Genomic DNA, 14381 nt, shown 5'->3' with positions numbered 1-14381 from the left:
GAGATGTGGGGGTGGCGCGCAGGTGTTCAAGCCATCTGTGCGCATCTGTGTTCTAACCGCGCGCCCGGCAGTTCAGCCGGGCGCCGGCAATCAGTCGTGCTTGGCCACGACCACCAGGGCCGGGCGCAGCAGACGCTCGTTGAGCAGATAGCCCTTCTGGAACACCTGCACCACGTGGCCCGGGGCGATGCCCTCGGCCTCGCCCTGGCTGATTGCCTGGTGCTGATCCGGATTAAACGGCTGGCCGACCGGGTCGAGCAGGGTCAGGCCGTTGTCGGCCGCGACCTTGAGCAGCTGCTTGTAGGTCATGTCCAGGCCATCGCGCAGCGGACTGGGCTCGGTACCGGCCGCGGTCAGACCGGCGTCCAGGCTGTCGAACACCGGCAACAGCTCGCCCAGCAGCTTCTCGTTGGCGAACTTGCGCGCGTTCTCGACATCGCGGGCAATGCGCTTGCGCTGGTTTTCCAGATCGGCACGCTCGCGCAGGGCATCGGCCTTGACCAGCGCGATCTCGCTGCGCAGCGACTCGATCTCGGCCTTGAGCGGATCGGTCTCGGGTGGGTTCTGGGACAGGTCTTCGGAGTCGAATTCGGGGTGGTCTTGGTTCATATGCAGTTCCCGGGCAAGCGGAACGCCCGCCCCAACGTCACCCCGTATGTGGGCGCGCACGCGCGTTTCAAGCAAAATGATCGTATCGATCGTTGCCGCTTATCGCGTGCCGGGCGGTTCCATGGCCGCACCCAGCACCTGGGCGGCGGTCTGCACCAGCGGAATCACCCGGTCGTAGGCCATGCGTTTGGGCCCGATCACGCCCAGCACGCCCAGCACCTGGCCATTGGCGGCATACGGCGCGGTGACCAGCGAGACATCGTCCAGCGACACCATGCCGGTCTCCTCGCCGATGAAGATGCGCACGCCCGGCGCCTGGATGGTGCGTTCGAGCAGTTGCAGGATCTCGCGCTTGCTGGCGAAGGCCTCGAACAGCTCGCGCAGCCGGTCCAGGTCCGACAGGTCCTGCACGCCCATCAGGCGGGTCTGCCCGGCCATCACCATGTCGTCGGCATCGGCCGGTACCAGCGCCTCGCTGGCCAGGTCCACGCTGTGCGCCAGCAGCTGCTCCATCTCGTTCTTGGCCAGGCGCAGCTCGCGCAACAGGCTGGCGCGGATGTCCGCCAACGCGCGCCCGGCAAATTGCGCATTGAGGTAATTGGCCACCCGCTCCAGCTCGGCCGGCTCGTAGGCCCGGCGCGGCTCGATCACCCGGTTCTGCACCTCGTTGTCGGCAAACACCAGGATCGCCAGCACCCGCCGCGCGTCCAGCGCCACGAAATCGATGTGCCGGAACGCGAATTGCTCGCGCCGCGGCGCGCTGACCACGCCGACGAAATGGCTCATCGCCGACAGCATCTGCGAGGCGCTGCCCAGCAGCGACTGGGTGCCGTTGCCGCTGGACAGCTCCGCGCGCAGGCGCCGCACCTCTTCCTCGCCGGGCGGCTGCATCTGCACCAGGCTGTCGACGAACACCCGGTAACCGTGCGCGGTGGGCACCCGCCCGGCCGAGGTGTGCGGAGAGCTGAGCAGCCCCACGTCCTCCAGGTCGGCCAGGATGTTGCGGATGGTGGCCGGGCTGACGTCCAGCCCCGCGTGCTGGGCCAGCGTCTTGGAGCCCACCGGCTCGCCATCGCGGATATAGCGGGCAATCAGCGTCCGCAGCAGCTGGCGTGCGCGGGGGTCGAGCGTTGGGGACTGTGACGCGCGCATGGGATCATCCGGTGAGACTGGGCATAGATAATGTCTGGCCCTGCGGTTGGCAAGCCTCTTATTCCCTGCCCGCCACTCTCACCCTAAGCTTGCCCAAAGCGTTCACACTCGATCCCATGCTCAGACACCTCTCCATCAAGGATTTCGCCGTCGTCCGCGCCACCGAACTGGAATTCGGGCCAGGCATGACCGTGGTTTCCGGCGAAACCGGCGCCGGCAAGTCGCTGATGGTGGACGCACTGGGCTTTCTGTCCGGGCTGCGCGCCGACAGCGGCGTGGTCCGCCACGGTGCCGACCGCGCCGAACTGTCCGCCGAATTCCAGCTTCCGGCCCAGCACCCGGGCCTGACCTGGCTGTCGGACAACGAACTCGACGACGATGCGCAATGCCAGCTGCGCCGGATCATCCGTGCCGATGGCGGCTCGCGCGCCTGGATCAACGGCCGCCCGGTGACTTCCTCGCAACTGGCGGAACTGGCATCAAAGCTGGTGGATATCCACGGCCAGCACGAACACCAGGCCCTGATGGCCCGCCACAGCCAGCTTGCCCTGCTCGACGCCTACGCCCGCAACGGCGCCCAGCGCGAACAGGTGCGCCAGGCCAGCGCCCGCTGGCAGACCTTGCTGGACGAGCGCGATGCGCTGTCCGCGCAAGGCGATGTCTCCGACCGCATCGGTTTCCTGGAACACCAGCTCGGCGAACTGGAACGCGAAGACCTGGACCCGGCCGCGATCGCCGCGCTGGACGTCAATCACCGCCGCCAGGCGCATGCCACCGCCTTGATCGGCGCCTGCGACAGCGTGGCCTTGCAGCTCAATGGCGACGATGGCGCCTGCGCGCTGGGCCTGCTGCAGAACAGCCGCCACGACCTGGCGCGCGTGGCCGAGCACGAGCCGCGCCTGGGCGAGGTCGATGCGCTGCTGGACAGCGCGGTCATCCAGATCGAAGAGGCGCTGGCCCTGCTCGACCGCGTGCGCGACGACCTGGAGGCCGACCCGGCCCAGTTCGAGGCGATGGAGCGCCGGCTCGGCCGCCTGCACGATCTGGCCCGTAAGCACCGCGTCACCCCGGACGAGCTGGCCGCCCAGCGCGACCGCATGAGCCTGGAGGTGGAAAGCCTGCGCGGCGCCGACGAGCGCCTGCAGCAGCTGGACAAGCACATCGAGGCAGCGATTGGCGTGTGGCGCAGTGTAGCCAGTACCCTCAGCGCCAGCCGCACCACCGCTGCCGAGGCCTTGTCGGCCGCCACCACCACGCTGATCGGCGAGCTGGGCATGGGCGGCGGGCAGTTCCTGATCCAGCTGCAGCCGCAGGACGCCCTGCGCCCGGATCCCAATGGTGCCGAGCGGGTGGAATTCCTGGTCGCCGCCAATGCCGGGCAGCCGCCGCGCGCATTGCGCAAGGTCGCCTCCGGCGGCGAGCTGTCGCGAATTTCACTGGCCATCGAGGTCGCCGCCCTCGGGCTGGACAGCGTGCCGACCATGGTCTTCGACGAAGTCGATTCCGGCATCGGCGGCGCGGTGGCCGATATCGTCGGGCAGAAGCTGCGCGCCCTCGGCGAAGAGCGCCAGGTGCTGTGCGTGACCCACTTGCCGCAGGTGGCCGCCAAGGGCCATGCGCATTACCGCGTCAGCAAGGCACCGGTAGACGGCATGACCCAGAGCGCGGTCGAACTGCTCGGCCCGCAGGCCCGCCAGGAAGAACTGGCGCGCATGCTGGGCGGGGTGGAAGTCAGCAAGGAAGCCCGCGCGGCGGCACGCAAGCTGCTGCAGAGCGCCTGAGCCGACGGGCGCAGTGCCGGCACAGCTCAGGATTGCCGGGCAGCCGATGGCTGCAAACGCACAAGGCGGCCGAAGCCGCCTTGTCGTTGCCGCAATGCCCCTGGCTTGCTGTCAATGCCCCTGGCTTGCTGTCAGCGCGGGCGCTTCTTGCGCACGTACAGCACCAGCGAGTGCTCTTCCAGCTCGTAGCCATGCTGGGCGGCGATCTGACGCTGCAAGGCCTCGATCTCTTCGCTCTCGAACTCGATCACGTGGCCGGTATCCACGTCCACCATATGGTCGTGATGGCCGCCGCGATCCAGCTCATAGACCGCCTGACCGCCTTCAAAATTGTGCTTCAGCACCAGGCCGGCAGCCTCGAACTGGGTCAGCACCCGGTACACAGTGGCCAGACCGATTTCGTCACCGTGATCGAGCAACTGCCGATAGATGTCTTCTGCGCTGAGGTGGTGCTGGTTGCTCTTCTGCTCGAGCAATTCCAGGATCCGCATCCGCGGATGGGTCACCTTGAGCCCGACTTTGCGCAGGTCGTGGGTTTCCATATGTTCTCCGTTCATTGGCGATTTAGCGCCAGCTGCCATCAAACGGGTCGCGGCGACCGGCGGGAGTGTATCATCGGCGTGATTTCCTCAGCACTTAATCCCCGATGCGTAATCTCCTGCTGGTCGCCGCCGTTGCTCTTTCCACCGCTGGCTGCGGCATCATCTACAAGCAGCCGATCTACCAGGGCAATCTGATCAAACAGAATGCCGTGGAGCAACTGCAGGTAGGCCAGAGCAAGCAGCAGGTCAGCGCGTTGCTGGGTACCCCCTCGATCCCCGACCCGTTCCATTCGCAGCGCTGGGACTACACCTCCACCCAGCGCGTGGACCGTCTGGCGCGCACCGAGATCAAGAACTTCACCGTGTTCTTCGAAAACGAGCAGGTCGTGCGCTGGGAAGGCGATTATTTCCCGTCTCAGGACGAGCAGCTGGCCAAGTCGGCACCCAAGCAGTTCGGTCGCAATCTGGCCCGCGACAAGAAGAAGCAGCGCGGCCGTTGATGCACTTGACTCGGCGATCTTGCGATCGCCTGATGTCGGTCAACTGAGAAAAACGCATCCCTTTGAACGGATGCGTTTTTTTATTTGCCTGGTCGAAACGACGGGTTTGCTCGAGGACTGCAGCGCGAGCCTGGACACTGATACCCAACGCCCTTACTAGTCGTCTCGCGTCAACTACGCATGTCCACGCCACTGCGTTCGCGCTTCAGAGCCGTCGCCGGCAGAGTTCGCTATGACGCACATGCGCATCGCAGCAGTGGCAAACCGCTACCCGTTGGGACCGGCTTTTTTGCTCGGCCCGGCACGGCGACGCCGCGCTTCCTTCGGATCCAGCAGCAGCGGTCTGAGCAATTCGACCCGGTCGCCGTCGCGCAGCACCTGATCCGGGCGCGCAATCAGCCCATGGACCGCCTGCGCCGCGGGTAGTCGATCCGGTGCCAGACCGGACGCGGCAATCGCCTCGGCCACAGTGGCGCCCTCGGCCAGATCCAGCGACACCGAACTGCAACGGTCCGGCCAGGCCAGCACGACGTCGACCCGCATGCTCAGACGTCGCCGCGGTCGGCAACCCGCACGAAATCGTTGACCATGCGATCGGCCAGGCCCTGGAAGCCCAGCGCCAGTGCCGGCCCCAACAGCCGCGAGCTGGTTTCCACTTCCAGGGTCAGGCTGACCTTGCAGGCGTTCTCGCCCAGCGACTGGAATTCCCACAGGCCTTCCAGCCGCTTGAACGGCCCGTCGCGCAGATGCATGACGATGCGCTGCGGACGTTCGAGCACGTTTTCGGTGGTGAACCAGGTGCGGAACGACCCCAGCCCCAGATCCAGCCTCGCCACGATGTGCGCCTGGTCCTGTTCAAGCACCTGCGCAGCATCGCACCAGCCGAAACGGCGCGGATAGGCGGCAACATCATTGACCAGATCGAACATGCGGGTTGCGCTGTGTTCGACCAGGGCGCTGCGACGGATGGTAGGCATTCGCTAACTTGTGAAAGACAGAAGATCGTTTGATGACGCCGAATCGGCGACAATAGCGGCATGAGCAAGAAACCAGCCAAGGATAAAGCAAACGGCGCGACGGCCACGAAAACCATCGCGCTGAACAAGCGTGCGCGCTACGAATACCACCTGGAAGAGCGCTACGAAGCCGGCTTGGCGCTGCAGGGCTGGGAAGTCAAGGCGATCCGCGCCGGTCGCGCCAACATCATCGACGGCTACGCCTACGTGCGCTCCGGCGAGATCTTCCTGATCGGCGCGCAGATCACCCCGTTGATCCAGGCCTCCAGCCACACCGTGCCGGTGGAACGCCGCGACCGCAAGCTGTTGCTGCACCGCCGGGAAATCGACAAGGTGCTGAGCAGCGTCGAACGCGACGGCTATACCCTGGTGCCCACCGCGCTGTACTGGAGCAACAACAAGGTCAAGCTGGAAATCGCACTGGCCAAGGGCAAGCAGAACCACGACAAGCGCGACGCCGCCAAGGACCGCGACTGGCAGCGCGACAAGCAGCGCGTGATGCGGCGGCATAACCGCGACGCGTGAGTAAGGAATCGGGAATGGGGAATCGCAAGAGCTGGGTAGGCTCGCTGCGTTGATCTCAGCTGCGTTGACCTCACGTTAGTTAAAGACGCGGGCATTGCTGGATCCGTGAGAAGCATCGCGCTTTTACGATTCCCGATTCCCCACTCCCGATTCCTCACGTCGCCCCAAGCATCCGCATCAAATTCGGCACCCCCCTGCCCTGCACATAGCGATCGCGTTGCAGGTCGGTACTGGTGTCCAGCATCAGCTGTTTGACCCGATCCGGGAAGCCGATGAACTCGCGGCGTGCGGAGAGGAATCCGGCCAGCACGCCGGAGACGTGCGGTGCGGCCATGCTGGTGCCGCTCATCTCCACCATCAGGCTCGCCGGGTCGTTCGGGTCGAAGTCGTAATAGGCCGACAGGATCTTTTCGCCCGGCGCCACGACGTCCGGCTTGCCGCGACCATCGGCGGTCGGTCCGCGCGAGGAAAAATACGACACGCCGTAGTTGTGCGGACTGCTCTTGTGCACCGAGCCGACCACGATGGCGTCTTCCAGATTGCCCGGGTCGCTGATCGACAGATCCATGTTGGCCGGATACGCATCGCCGTCGTTGCCCATCAACCACGCCAGGCCCTCGTTGCCGGCGGCCACCACCACCAGCACGCCTTGCCGCCATAGCCGCCGCAGCTCGTTGCACAGCGGCGTAAAACCGCAGCCATAGCTCTCCGGATCGAAATAACCGCCAAGGCTCAGATTGACGCCGTGGATGACCAGCTCGCCGGCGCGCTCGTTGATTGCCGCCACCTGCTGCACCGCCTTGATCATCCACGAATCGCGGCCGTTGCCGGCATCGTCCAGTACCTTGAAACCGTAGAGCTGGGTATCGGGCGCCATGCCGGCGAACTCTAGCGGCTTGCCTGGATTGCCCTGCGCGTCGGGAATCACCGCGCGGCTATGGCCGGCGATGATCCCGGCGATATGCGTGCCATGCCCGTGCCGATCCAGCCGGGCGAAGGCATCGCCGTCGGCGCGCGTCAATCGCTTGGCTGCACCCCGCCGCGTGCAATCCCATTGCGCCACCACCGTGTCGCGCTCGCCCTTTGCGAAGAAATGCGGGTGACTGGCCGCGATACCGGTGTCCAGCACCGCCCAGCCGACCTGTTGCCCGCGTGCGCGATATGCGGTGCGCGCCGCATCGGCATGCAAGACGTTGCCGGACACGTTGATCAACGCGCGCTTGCCGGCATCGCGCCACACGCGCCGAAATCCCAGCGCGCGGTAGCGGTCCTGCAGCGATTCGATCTCGAACCGCGTCAGCCGCGCCGACACAAACCGCTGCAAGCCATCCTCCAGCGCGATCGCCTCGTCCAGCGCATCGCCGCTCAAACCGGTGGTGCCTGCAGCGGCCTGGCGCAGTTGCGCCAACAGCAGCGCACGCGTGCCGGCCGGATCGTCGCCGGACACCCGCCGATCCAGTTCGATCAGCACTTCGTGCCGGTACTCGGCGCCATGCGCTTCCAGTTGCTCGCTGAGATCCTTGATCAATACGGCGTTGGAGACCGGTTGATCGAAGCCAACGCCCACCGCCTCGCGCACCGCCGCACGCACCTGCGGAATCGACAGATAGCCCGAGCCCGAATGCGCGTTGTGCTGCCAGTCCGGATTGAAGCGCGCGCCCGCGAGGTTTTCGAACCGTCCCTTGGCATTGGCGATGTCGTCGCTGAGATCCGGATCCAGCGCGATCGGATCGCGCGTATCGGCGACGTTGATCCAGCGCCGCACGCACGGAGGAAACGGCAGCTTGCGCGTGCCGGTCCAGCGCTTGAACATGCTGCGCACCTGCGGCAGGCCCAGGGGCGAGCCCAACGTCAGGAACAGGCTGACCTCGCACTCGGCAGCCTGGAGCTGACGCAGCACGTCGAATGCGATCATCGACCCCTGGCTGTGCGCGACCACCACGAACGGCCCGCCCCCCGAGCGCAGGCGCTGCACCAGACTGTCGCGCATCAACGCTGCACGCTCGGGCACGAAGAACAAATCGTGCACGTCCTGCAGCAGCGCGGCGGAGATCAGCCGCAGCAGCACGCGGTTGATCGCATCGATCGGACCTTTGGCCTGCACCTCGCCGGCTGCCGGCATGGCGGGCGCGGCATCCAACTCGTCCAGCAACCGATGCAGATCGCTGCGTTCCTGCTCGCTCTGCGCCAACGCATCGGCGAGCAGATGCAGGTCCTGCTCGCCTGGCACCAGCCCAAGCGTGCTCAAGGCGCGCTGCACGCTTTGATTGAGTGCCGGGCCGACATCGCGCGCATCGCAATTGCCGGGTTCGGCAACCGGATAGCGCTCGCGATTGACCCAATACGCCAGGCGCGTGCGCTCGCCCATCGGCCGCCCGAACAGGGCCTTGTCCCACTGACAGCGCAACACCTCGGCCGGCGGCTTGTTGCCGATGCCATGGATATAGATCACCGTGCGCGCCTTGCCCTGCACGCGTGTCAGCGTGGTGTCCTGCGACTGCTGCTGCGCGGCCCTGGCTGCGCGCCGAGGCTTGGCTGCGTCGACACCCGGTGCGCGCGTGCGGGGGGCGCTACGTGCCTGCCGTGGGCGTGGGGGCTTGCCTGTCGCCATCGCTTCTCTCCTTGAGTACCAGACTATTCCGTCCGATAGGACTGAAGCCACTGTAAGCGCCGCACGTCTCACCACTTGTGACAGGGCGCCCCGATCCCTATACTGGCGAGGTCAGCGTTTTGATGCTTTCCCCGGGGGTGCACTGGTTTCGACGGGGGTCGCGAAGTCGCTTGGCGCATGCCGAGGGGGCAGCTTTCCTCGTTAATCCAGCAGCAAACTTTTAGTTGCCAACGATGACAACTACGGTTCGGACTTCGCTATCGCCGCTTAATTGGCTTTAGTTGTAGTTCTACAGCCGCCTAAGGCGAACCCCCGAACCTACTTGTGCCCGTGCTCGTAGGTGTAGGGTCATTATCACGGAACCATCGGTAGTGGCTGCCTGTCAGCTACCGGTTAGATAAAGCAGGCTGGTTTCCAGGTGCGCTTTGCCAACCGTGCTGCCTGGGAATGAGATCTAACGGAGGGCTAAGCATGTAGTGCTGGGGATGGAGTGCTTCCGGACGGCGGTTCGATTCCGCCCACCTCCACCATCTGAACGCGGAAGAGAGCAGTAAGTGCTTGATTCTGCGAAGGTTAGGCCCGGGGTTTGATGTTCAGTTTGAGCCTGCGTTAGGTATCAAACGAGGTATCAAACCCCGTGCCAACACCTTATTTTTTGCGCCGCCCAGCTGGGCTCTATGTGCGCTTTTTCGTCCCGACTGACCTGCAAGCCCTCATCGGCTCACGCTACCTTGTCCGTCCCGTTCGCTTGACCCTTGGTGATGCTGCACGTCTGGCCGTAGCTCGAACGGCTGTGGCACTCTCGGAAGCATTCGATCAGATGCGGCAAGGAGCGGGCATGCGGGACGATTTGCTGAGCCAGGCGCTGGCCGCGTTGCAAGGGAACGAAGCCCGCCCCTACACCATCAAGGTCGGTGGCGTGGAGCTCTCTGCCAACGGCGCTGAGGATCATGCTCGGCTGCTTGACGCACTGAAACACCTCCCTCTTCAGCAACTGGCTTCTGTGAAGAGCGCCGGACCGCTGCTGTCAGAGCGCGCCACCATCCACATCAGTGAAATGCGGCGTGTGGGGCGAAGCGCGAAAAACGTGCTCGATACCGAACACAGCCTGGGGCTGTTTGTGGCGCTTGTCGGCGACAAGCCGGTCGAGGACTACAAGACCGCTGATGTCCGCCAGTTCCTGGATGCGCTTGAGCACTACCCGAGCAACGCCACCAAGAAGGCGGTGTTCGCCGGTCTCACCCCTGTCGAAATCCTGAGCAACGCGCGGCAAGGTGGTCATGAACTGCTGAGCATGCGCACCAAGGAAAAGCATCGGGATCGTATTGCATCCTTCTTCAACGCCTTGGCGAACGAAGACCTGATTAGCAAGGCGCCTCACAAAGCCATCCTCAATCGTGCCAAGTCGCTCACCGACGAGCCGAGCCGTGATCCGTTTAGCCAGGCTGAGCTCGAAGCGCTGCTTGAACTGAATGCGTTCACGTCTTGGGCCAAAAAGTATCCGCACCGATGGTTTGGCACGCTGTTGGGCTTTGCGACCGGTGCTCGGGTCAACGAAGTCGCGCAGCTCTATGTCGAAGACATCGGCAAGGTCGGTGACTTCTGGGGCGTGCATTTCCGAGGAGCAAAGCCGGATCAGCGCTTGAAGAACCCCCACTCCTCCCGCTTCGTGCCCCTGCCCACATCCCTGATTGAGGCTGGGTTCTTGGTCTATGTGGATGAGGTCAAGCGCGCAGGCTTTGAGCGGCTGTTCCCGCATCTGCCCTACAACGCCGAAAACGGGTATGGCGACGCGCTGGGGGATCAGTTCCGGGCCTATGCGATCAAGCAAGGGCTGACCCAACGGCTCAAAAGCTTTCATTGCTTCCGACACACCTTGTCCAATTCGTTGGTCAATGAGCACGGCGTGTCGCTTCCGATTTCGCAGCAAATCACCGGCCACGAGTTGACGCTTCCACCAGGCTTGAAGCACTACGTCGATCCACCTTCTGTCCCCGCTCGCTTTGCGGCCATTGAACGGTTTGGCCCTCCGCTTCCATTGCCCGCTTACACGCCAGGGCAATTTGACCGTGCGTTCAAGCAGGTTCGCCACATGGAACGACGGCGCGAGCAAGCGGCCAAAAAGAGGACAAACAAAACAAGAACAACAGTGTGGAAGAATTAAAATCACAAGGGATCTCGCCCCGAATACCGTGTGGTGGCTGAGTGGATTCTATCGTCCCGGAATTAATGCCTGCACCTAAGCGGACACACGGAACTTGTAAGCTAGGCGATCAACTTGCTAGCGCTAGAAGCTAGCGCCTAGTCAGACCGGAGGTTAGCCATGCAACGTAACTTATAGTCCTTTGGCAAATCTTACACCCACTTCTTCCCAACTCAACTTATTAGCCATTGCAAATCCAATTCTTTGGTCTAGAAAATAGATAGCGTCCTCCGTACTCTCCAGGGGCGGCAGAATCTTACACTCTTCTGGAAGGTGTCCCACACCATATGCGCCCGAGGCACTTACTATAACAGCAGGCCTCTTATCACCTTTCTCAAAGATGTGTTGAACACGACTCTTCAATAAAGACATGTCTGGCTTCAACGGCCCCGTAGGCACCAACGTGTGATGAACAGGAAAACGAATTTTATCGACCGCATCTACGCAAAGACGAAGCACATCTAAAAGCCTATCAAAATCCAAATCTTTGAGGCCGAACACTATATTAGTTTCACCCCCAGTATTTGTAATGGAAGTCAGCCCCTGAATGTAGTCTCTTACATACAATCCATTTCCGTGCGAAATGTGCTTATTTTTACGCCACTCAATCATCTCCTCAGTTACGTTTCGGCAGAAGAGGATCACTTTTTCCCGAATCTCCTCGAAGCCATCTGGCGTTTTATTTAACGGCTTTCCAGCATTAAGGAGCTCGTAGCACCCACTTAGTTGCAATCCCAGCAAGAATGCCCCCTTGTGATAACCACTCTCGTTAATAAGATGATTCGTTACCCACTCGATGATGGCATCCACGCTCTCGACCGAATTTTCCTCTCTGTTAGAGAGTGGTGGCGGTGGTTCCTGAATAGATGAGTAGCTTTTAAAAAGCTGAGCCAGCTCAGCCATCAACGCGACAGCCTCCGGGAAACACCATTTAGACAAGGCGACGGCGATGCGCAGTGCGCTTTCTTTCTCGACACTTGGATCATTTCCGCCTTGGTCCAGTAATGATCGAATGTGTAGCAAGCATATTTGCAGCGAGCCCAAGGTTATGCCAGCTTCGAATAGATCCCTGCAGAAGACCTGACCCTCGACAAAGGGAATCCTGCCAGACATGTAGCCGATAGCGGGAAGTGCCACAAGGGGATGTGTCCAGTCAAGCTTTGAAGTCGAAAGAAATGGGAGTAGAGAGGATCGCACCGTTTGGCTTATCACAAAGGATCGCGAGAAGTCGCCTGGCTCTCCCCAAAATTCAAATAAAAAAGGTTCAGAGCGGCCGCGATGCTGCCGCTGTTTCTCTTTCCAAGTGTTATGATTTTCAATCTGGACATCGTAATCTTCCGAAAGAAGACTCTTCGCATGATCTATAATCCGGTATCCGCTCTCCGGCATAGAGCCACTTGAAAGGCCGCCTACTTTAGCAAAATAGGTGGTCAATGTGGATTGCCGACCATCAGCGTTCTTCTGCATTGCTGCGTGAAAGACGCCAGAGTCAAGCGTGCATAACGTGAACACCCAATGGGCCCTACTTGAATCAGCAAGGTTTCGCCAAAGCATCAAAAAACCATGAGACCGCATTCGGTCCCCTTCACGAGCAATCATGCTGATGGCCGTTTGAACAAGCGGAGGCGGAAACTCACTGTCTCGATTTAGAGAGTCATCGGTTTTCTCGTAGAGGGCAACATCAAAACATTGCATCGCCTCTTCGGGAATATCAACAGTTGCGGTTGGATACCAGGCCTCGACGATACGACATTGTAATCGCCGTGGTTCAGCGTCGTAATCCAGGCTCAAGGCCAAACACTGCTTGCCTGACCATGTAGTCAAGCTCGCGACACCATGGTCTAAAAGGTCACTCCAATCACGAGCAACGATGACAAAGCAAATGTCCATGTTCGAAAGGAATGGAAACAGGTTTTGAATTTCATGCTCATAACCTGCCAACTCTGAAACTGCCTGCCGCTCTGGCCCCTTCTCCCTTTTCACTTCAAAAATCAGCACCACTCTTGATTCCGGATTGTAAGCGATAATATCGGGTCTGAGCACCTCGCCAGATGCCAGCGAAATGCTCTTGTCAACAGCAACGATTTCTAGAAGACCCAATTGGCCAAGGACGAATTTTGAAGCCCTCGCACTGGCCAGCCGACTCATCTTGTCAATCGAAAATCTGGGGAGGTGGCTGGCTTGGTCGGCGGCCTCGATAACGGACTCGATTTCATCCTGCCCAATAATTTCATTTACGAGCTTGCCACTATTTATTAGGTCAATGAGCCAATTCGCAACAACCGCCTCTTTGCTCAGAACCTTTCCCATAGGCGCTTTCTTCTTACGGACCTTTGCCATTTCTGCCCCCCGTTAAGTGATTTTTTCAGGAAATTTGGATTTTTTTCCACTCTTTAGCAAGCTGAACCGCAGGCAAAAAAGCTACTGCACCCGACCAGGGTCTGCAGCACCCCTTTTGGAAGTCTCTCACATCGGCCGAATTCGCCCCTCGGCATTAAACTTCTTCTCGCCTAACCCAATATTCCTGTCGCTAAAGCCCTTCAAAAAAACAGCGCAACATGCTTTTTTACGCATGCCCTGCCCCAGCTCTCATCAGGTGTAACCAGGGCCTCGAAGAACCAGCTCACCCAAACGCATGGGTGCAGGAGCTTGGATCGCGCTTATTGTCTTGGTCTGATTGTCTTGCGTTGGTGCTCTAGCCAATCGTGACTTAGCGTGTCAACGCACAATTGTGTCCAATGAGCCCTGCCCAGTGGTGAGTTTTGGCTGCTAGACGAGAACATCGACGTCGTTCCCAAGCGCTCGAAGCGCTTTGCTCGTGCGTGAGTTACGTGGTGGGTAGTCAGTCGGACGTGCCCAACCCACCACCTCACCCAGGATGCTAGTGCCGATATGTGAAAGCTTGTAGTCATGATCATGGCTCGCTAGCCAGATCCGCTCGGCCACATCACCATCCCCCCAAATTACGAAATCAAGCACCTCGGGCGCAGTCATGCCGTTCCCAGACTGGTGCTTCCAAAGTATCCGCGCCAAGGCTTCACTCTTCGCTTGGCTACCGGGATCGGTGCCCAAGCCCAAATATGGGTTACTGATCTTCATTGCGTGATCGCCAAAAGCGTATACCCGGGTAAGGGCATTGACCCATTCATTTTCTGTCAGTGCAGTGATCCTGCCTCGCGCAAGAAGCTCGTGTAGCAAGGGCGCCGACGTATAAATAGTATATTCCTCATGCTCATGCTCATATTTACCTAACTTCCACCAGGCCAGTCCGCTCCGTAGTGCAACCTCTGGATCGAGACGGTTCTTTCGGAATTCTCGTTCGTAAGCGTCTTTTTCGGTATGAGGCCTAACGACTTGGTAGTAGTAGGGTAATCCCCCCGCCCATTAGCTGACGCCAGAAGTGGAATTTTCTCGTCCCCTTTCCCGAGGAGGTTCCATGAAG

12 protein-coding genes and 1 other RNA gene are annotated in these 14381 nt (G+C 60.9%); 5 read left to right on the top strand and 8 right to left on the bottom strand.

Going from position 1 to position 14381, the window contains the following annotated elements; translation table 11 throughout:
- Positions 1-90: 90 nt before the first annotated feature.
- Positions 91-609, bottom strand: a complete 519-nt coding sequence (gene grpE, locus LL972_RS03830; RefSeq protein ID WP_010366360.1) for a nucleotide exchange factor GrpE — start codon at positions 607-609, stop codon at positions 91-93.
- A gap of 99 nt (positions 610-708) precedes the next feature.
- Positions 709-1761, bottom strand: a complete 1053-nt coding sequence (hrcA, locus tag LL972_RS03825) for a heat-inducible transcriptional repressor HrcA (RefSeq protein ID WP_184359121.1) — start codon at positions 1759-1761, stop codon at positions 709-711.
- Between the two features lie 116 nt (positions 1762-1877).
- On the opposite strand from hrcA, the gene recN reads away from it, so the two are divergent.
- A complete protein-coding gene (gene recN, locus LL972_RS03820; RefSeq protein ID WP_228326466.1) occupies positions 1878-3542 on the top strand; it encodes a DNA repair protein RecN in 1665 nt (554 codons plus the stop codon).
- A gap of 131 nt (positions 3543-3673) precedes the next feature.
- On the opposite strand, the gene fur is transcribed toward recN, so the two are convergent.
- A complete protein-coding gene (fur, locus tag LL972_RS03815; RefSeq protein ID WP_016901564.1) occupies positions 3674-4084 on the bottom strand; it encodes a ferric iron uptake transcriptional regulator in 411 nt (136 codons plus the stop codon).
- A 104-nt stretch (positions 4085-4188) separates the two neighbouring features.
- On the opposite strand from fur, the gene LL972_RS03810 reads away from it, so the two are divergent.
- Positions 4189-4584, top strand: a complete 396-nt coding sequence (locus tag LL972_RS03810; protein WP_039528130.1) for an outer membrane protein assembly factor BamE — start codon at positions 4189-4191, stop codon at positions 4582-4584.
- 267 nt (positions 4585-4851) lie between these two features.
- On the opposite strand, the gene LL972_RS03805 is transcribed toward LL972_RS03810, so the two are convergent.
- Complete coding sequence (locus LL972_RS03805; RefSeq protein WP_228326465.1) at positions 4852-5127, bottom strand: RnfH family protein; 276 nt, start codon at positions 5125-5127, stop codon at positions 4852-4854.
- 2 nt (positions 5128-5129) lie between these two features.
- The gene (locus LL972_RS03800; protein WP_016901567.1) at positions 5130-5561 is read right to left on the bottom strand and encodes a type II toxin-antitoxin system RatA family toxin; all 432 of its coding nucleotides are present in this window, start codon (positions 5559-5561) and stop codon (positions 5130-5132) included.
- A 60-nt stretch (positions 5562-5621) separates the two neighbouring features.
- On the opposite strand from LL972_RS03800, the gene smpB reads away from it, so the two are divergent.
- On the top strand, positions 5622-6125 hold the full coding sequence (smpB, locus tag LL972_RS03795; protein WP_039520446.1) for an SsrA-binding protein SmpB: 504 nt from the start codon (positions 5622-5624) through the stop codon (positions 6123-6125).
- Between the two features lie 154 nt (positions 6126-6279).
- Here the strand turns inward: smpB and LL972_RS03790 are convergent, their stop codons facing one another.
- Positions 6280-8736: a S8 family serine peptidase gene (locus LL972_RS03790; RefSeq protein WP_228326464.1), complete on the bottom strand. Its 2457-nt coding sequence runs from the start codon at positions 8734-8736 to the stop codon at positions 6280-6282.
- A 133-nt stretch (positions 8737-8869) separates the two neighbouring features.
- Between LL972_RS03790 and ssrA the strand changes: the two genes are divergently transcribed.
- Together ssrA and LL972_RS03780 are read left to right on the top strand one after the other, a co-directional pair.
- Positions 8870-9266: a transfer-messenger RNA gene (gene ssrA / locus LL972_RS03785) on the top strand.
- 308 nt (positions 9267-9574) lie between these two features.
- A complete protein-coding gene (locus LL972_RS03780; RefSeq protein WP_228326463.1) occupies positions 9575-10900 on the top strand; it encodes a site-specific integrase in 1326 nt (441 codons plus the stop codon).
- Positions 10901-11071: 171 nt separating this feature from the next.
- Here LL972_RS03780 and LL972_RS03775 read toward each other — a convergent pair whose 3' ends face one another.
- Both LL972_RS03775 and LL972_RS03770 read right to left on the bottom strand, forming a co-directional pair.
- Positions 11072-13279: a hypothetical protein gene (locus LL972_RS03775; protein WP_228326462.1), complete on the bottom strand. Its 2208-nt coding sequence runs from the start codon at positions 13277-13279 to the stop codon at positions 11072-11074.
- Positions 13280-13708: 429 nt separating this feature from the next.
- Entirely contained in the window at positions 13709-14038 is a 330-nt protein-coding gene (locus LL972_RS03770; protein ID WP_228326461.1) for a hypothetical protein, read from the bottom strand.
- Between the last annotated feature and the right edge of the window lie 343 nt (positions 14039-14381).

Origin of the sequence: Xanthomonas campestris pv. asclepiadis (assembly GCF_020784175.1) — a bacterium.
In the GTDB taxonomy this organism is placed as follows: Bacteria; Pseudomonadota; Gammaproteobacteria; order Xanthomonadales; family Xanthomonadaceae; genus Xanthomonas; species Xanthomonas campestris_D.
The sequence above is the reverse complement of the archived record's forward strand: the minus strand, read 5'-3'. Positions and strand labels throughout refer to the sequence as shown.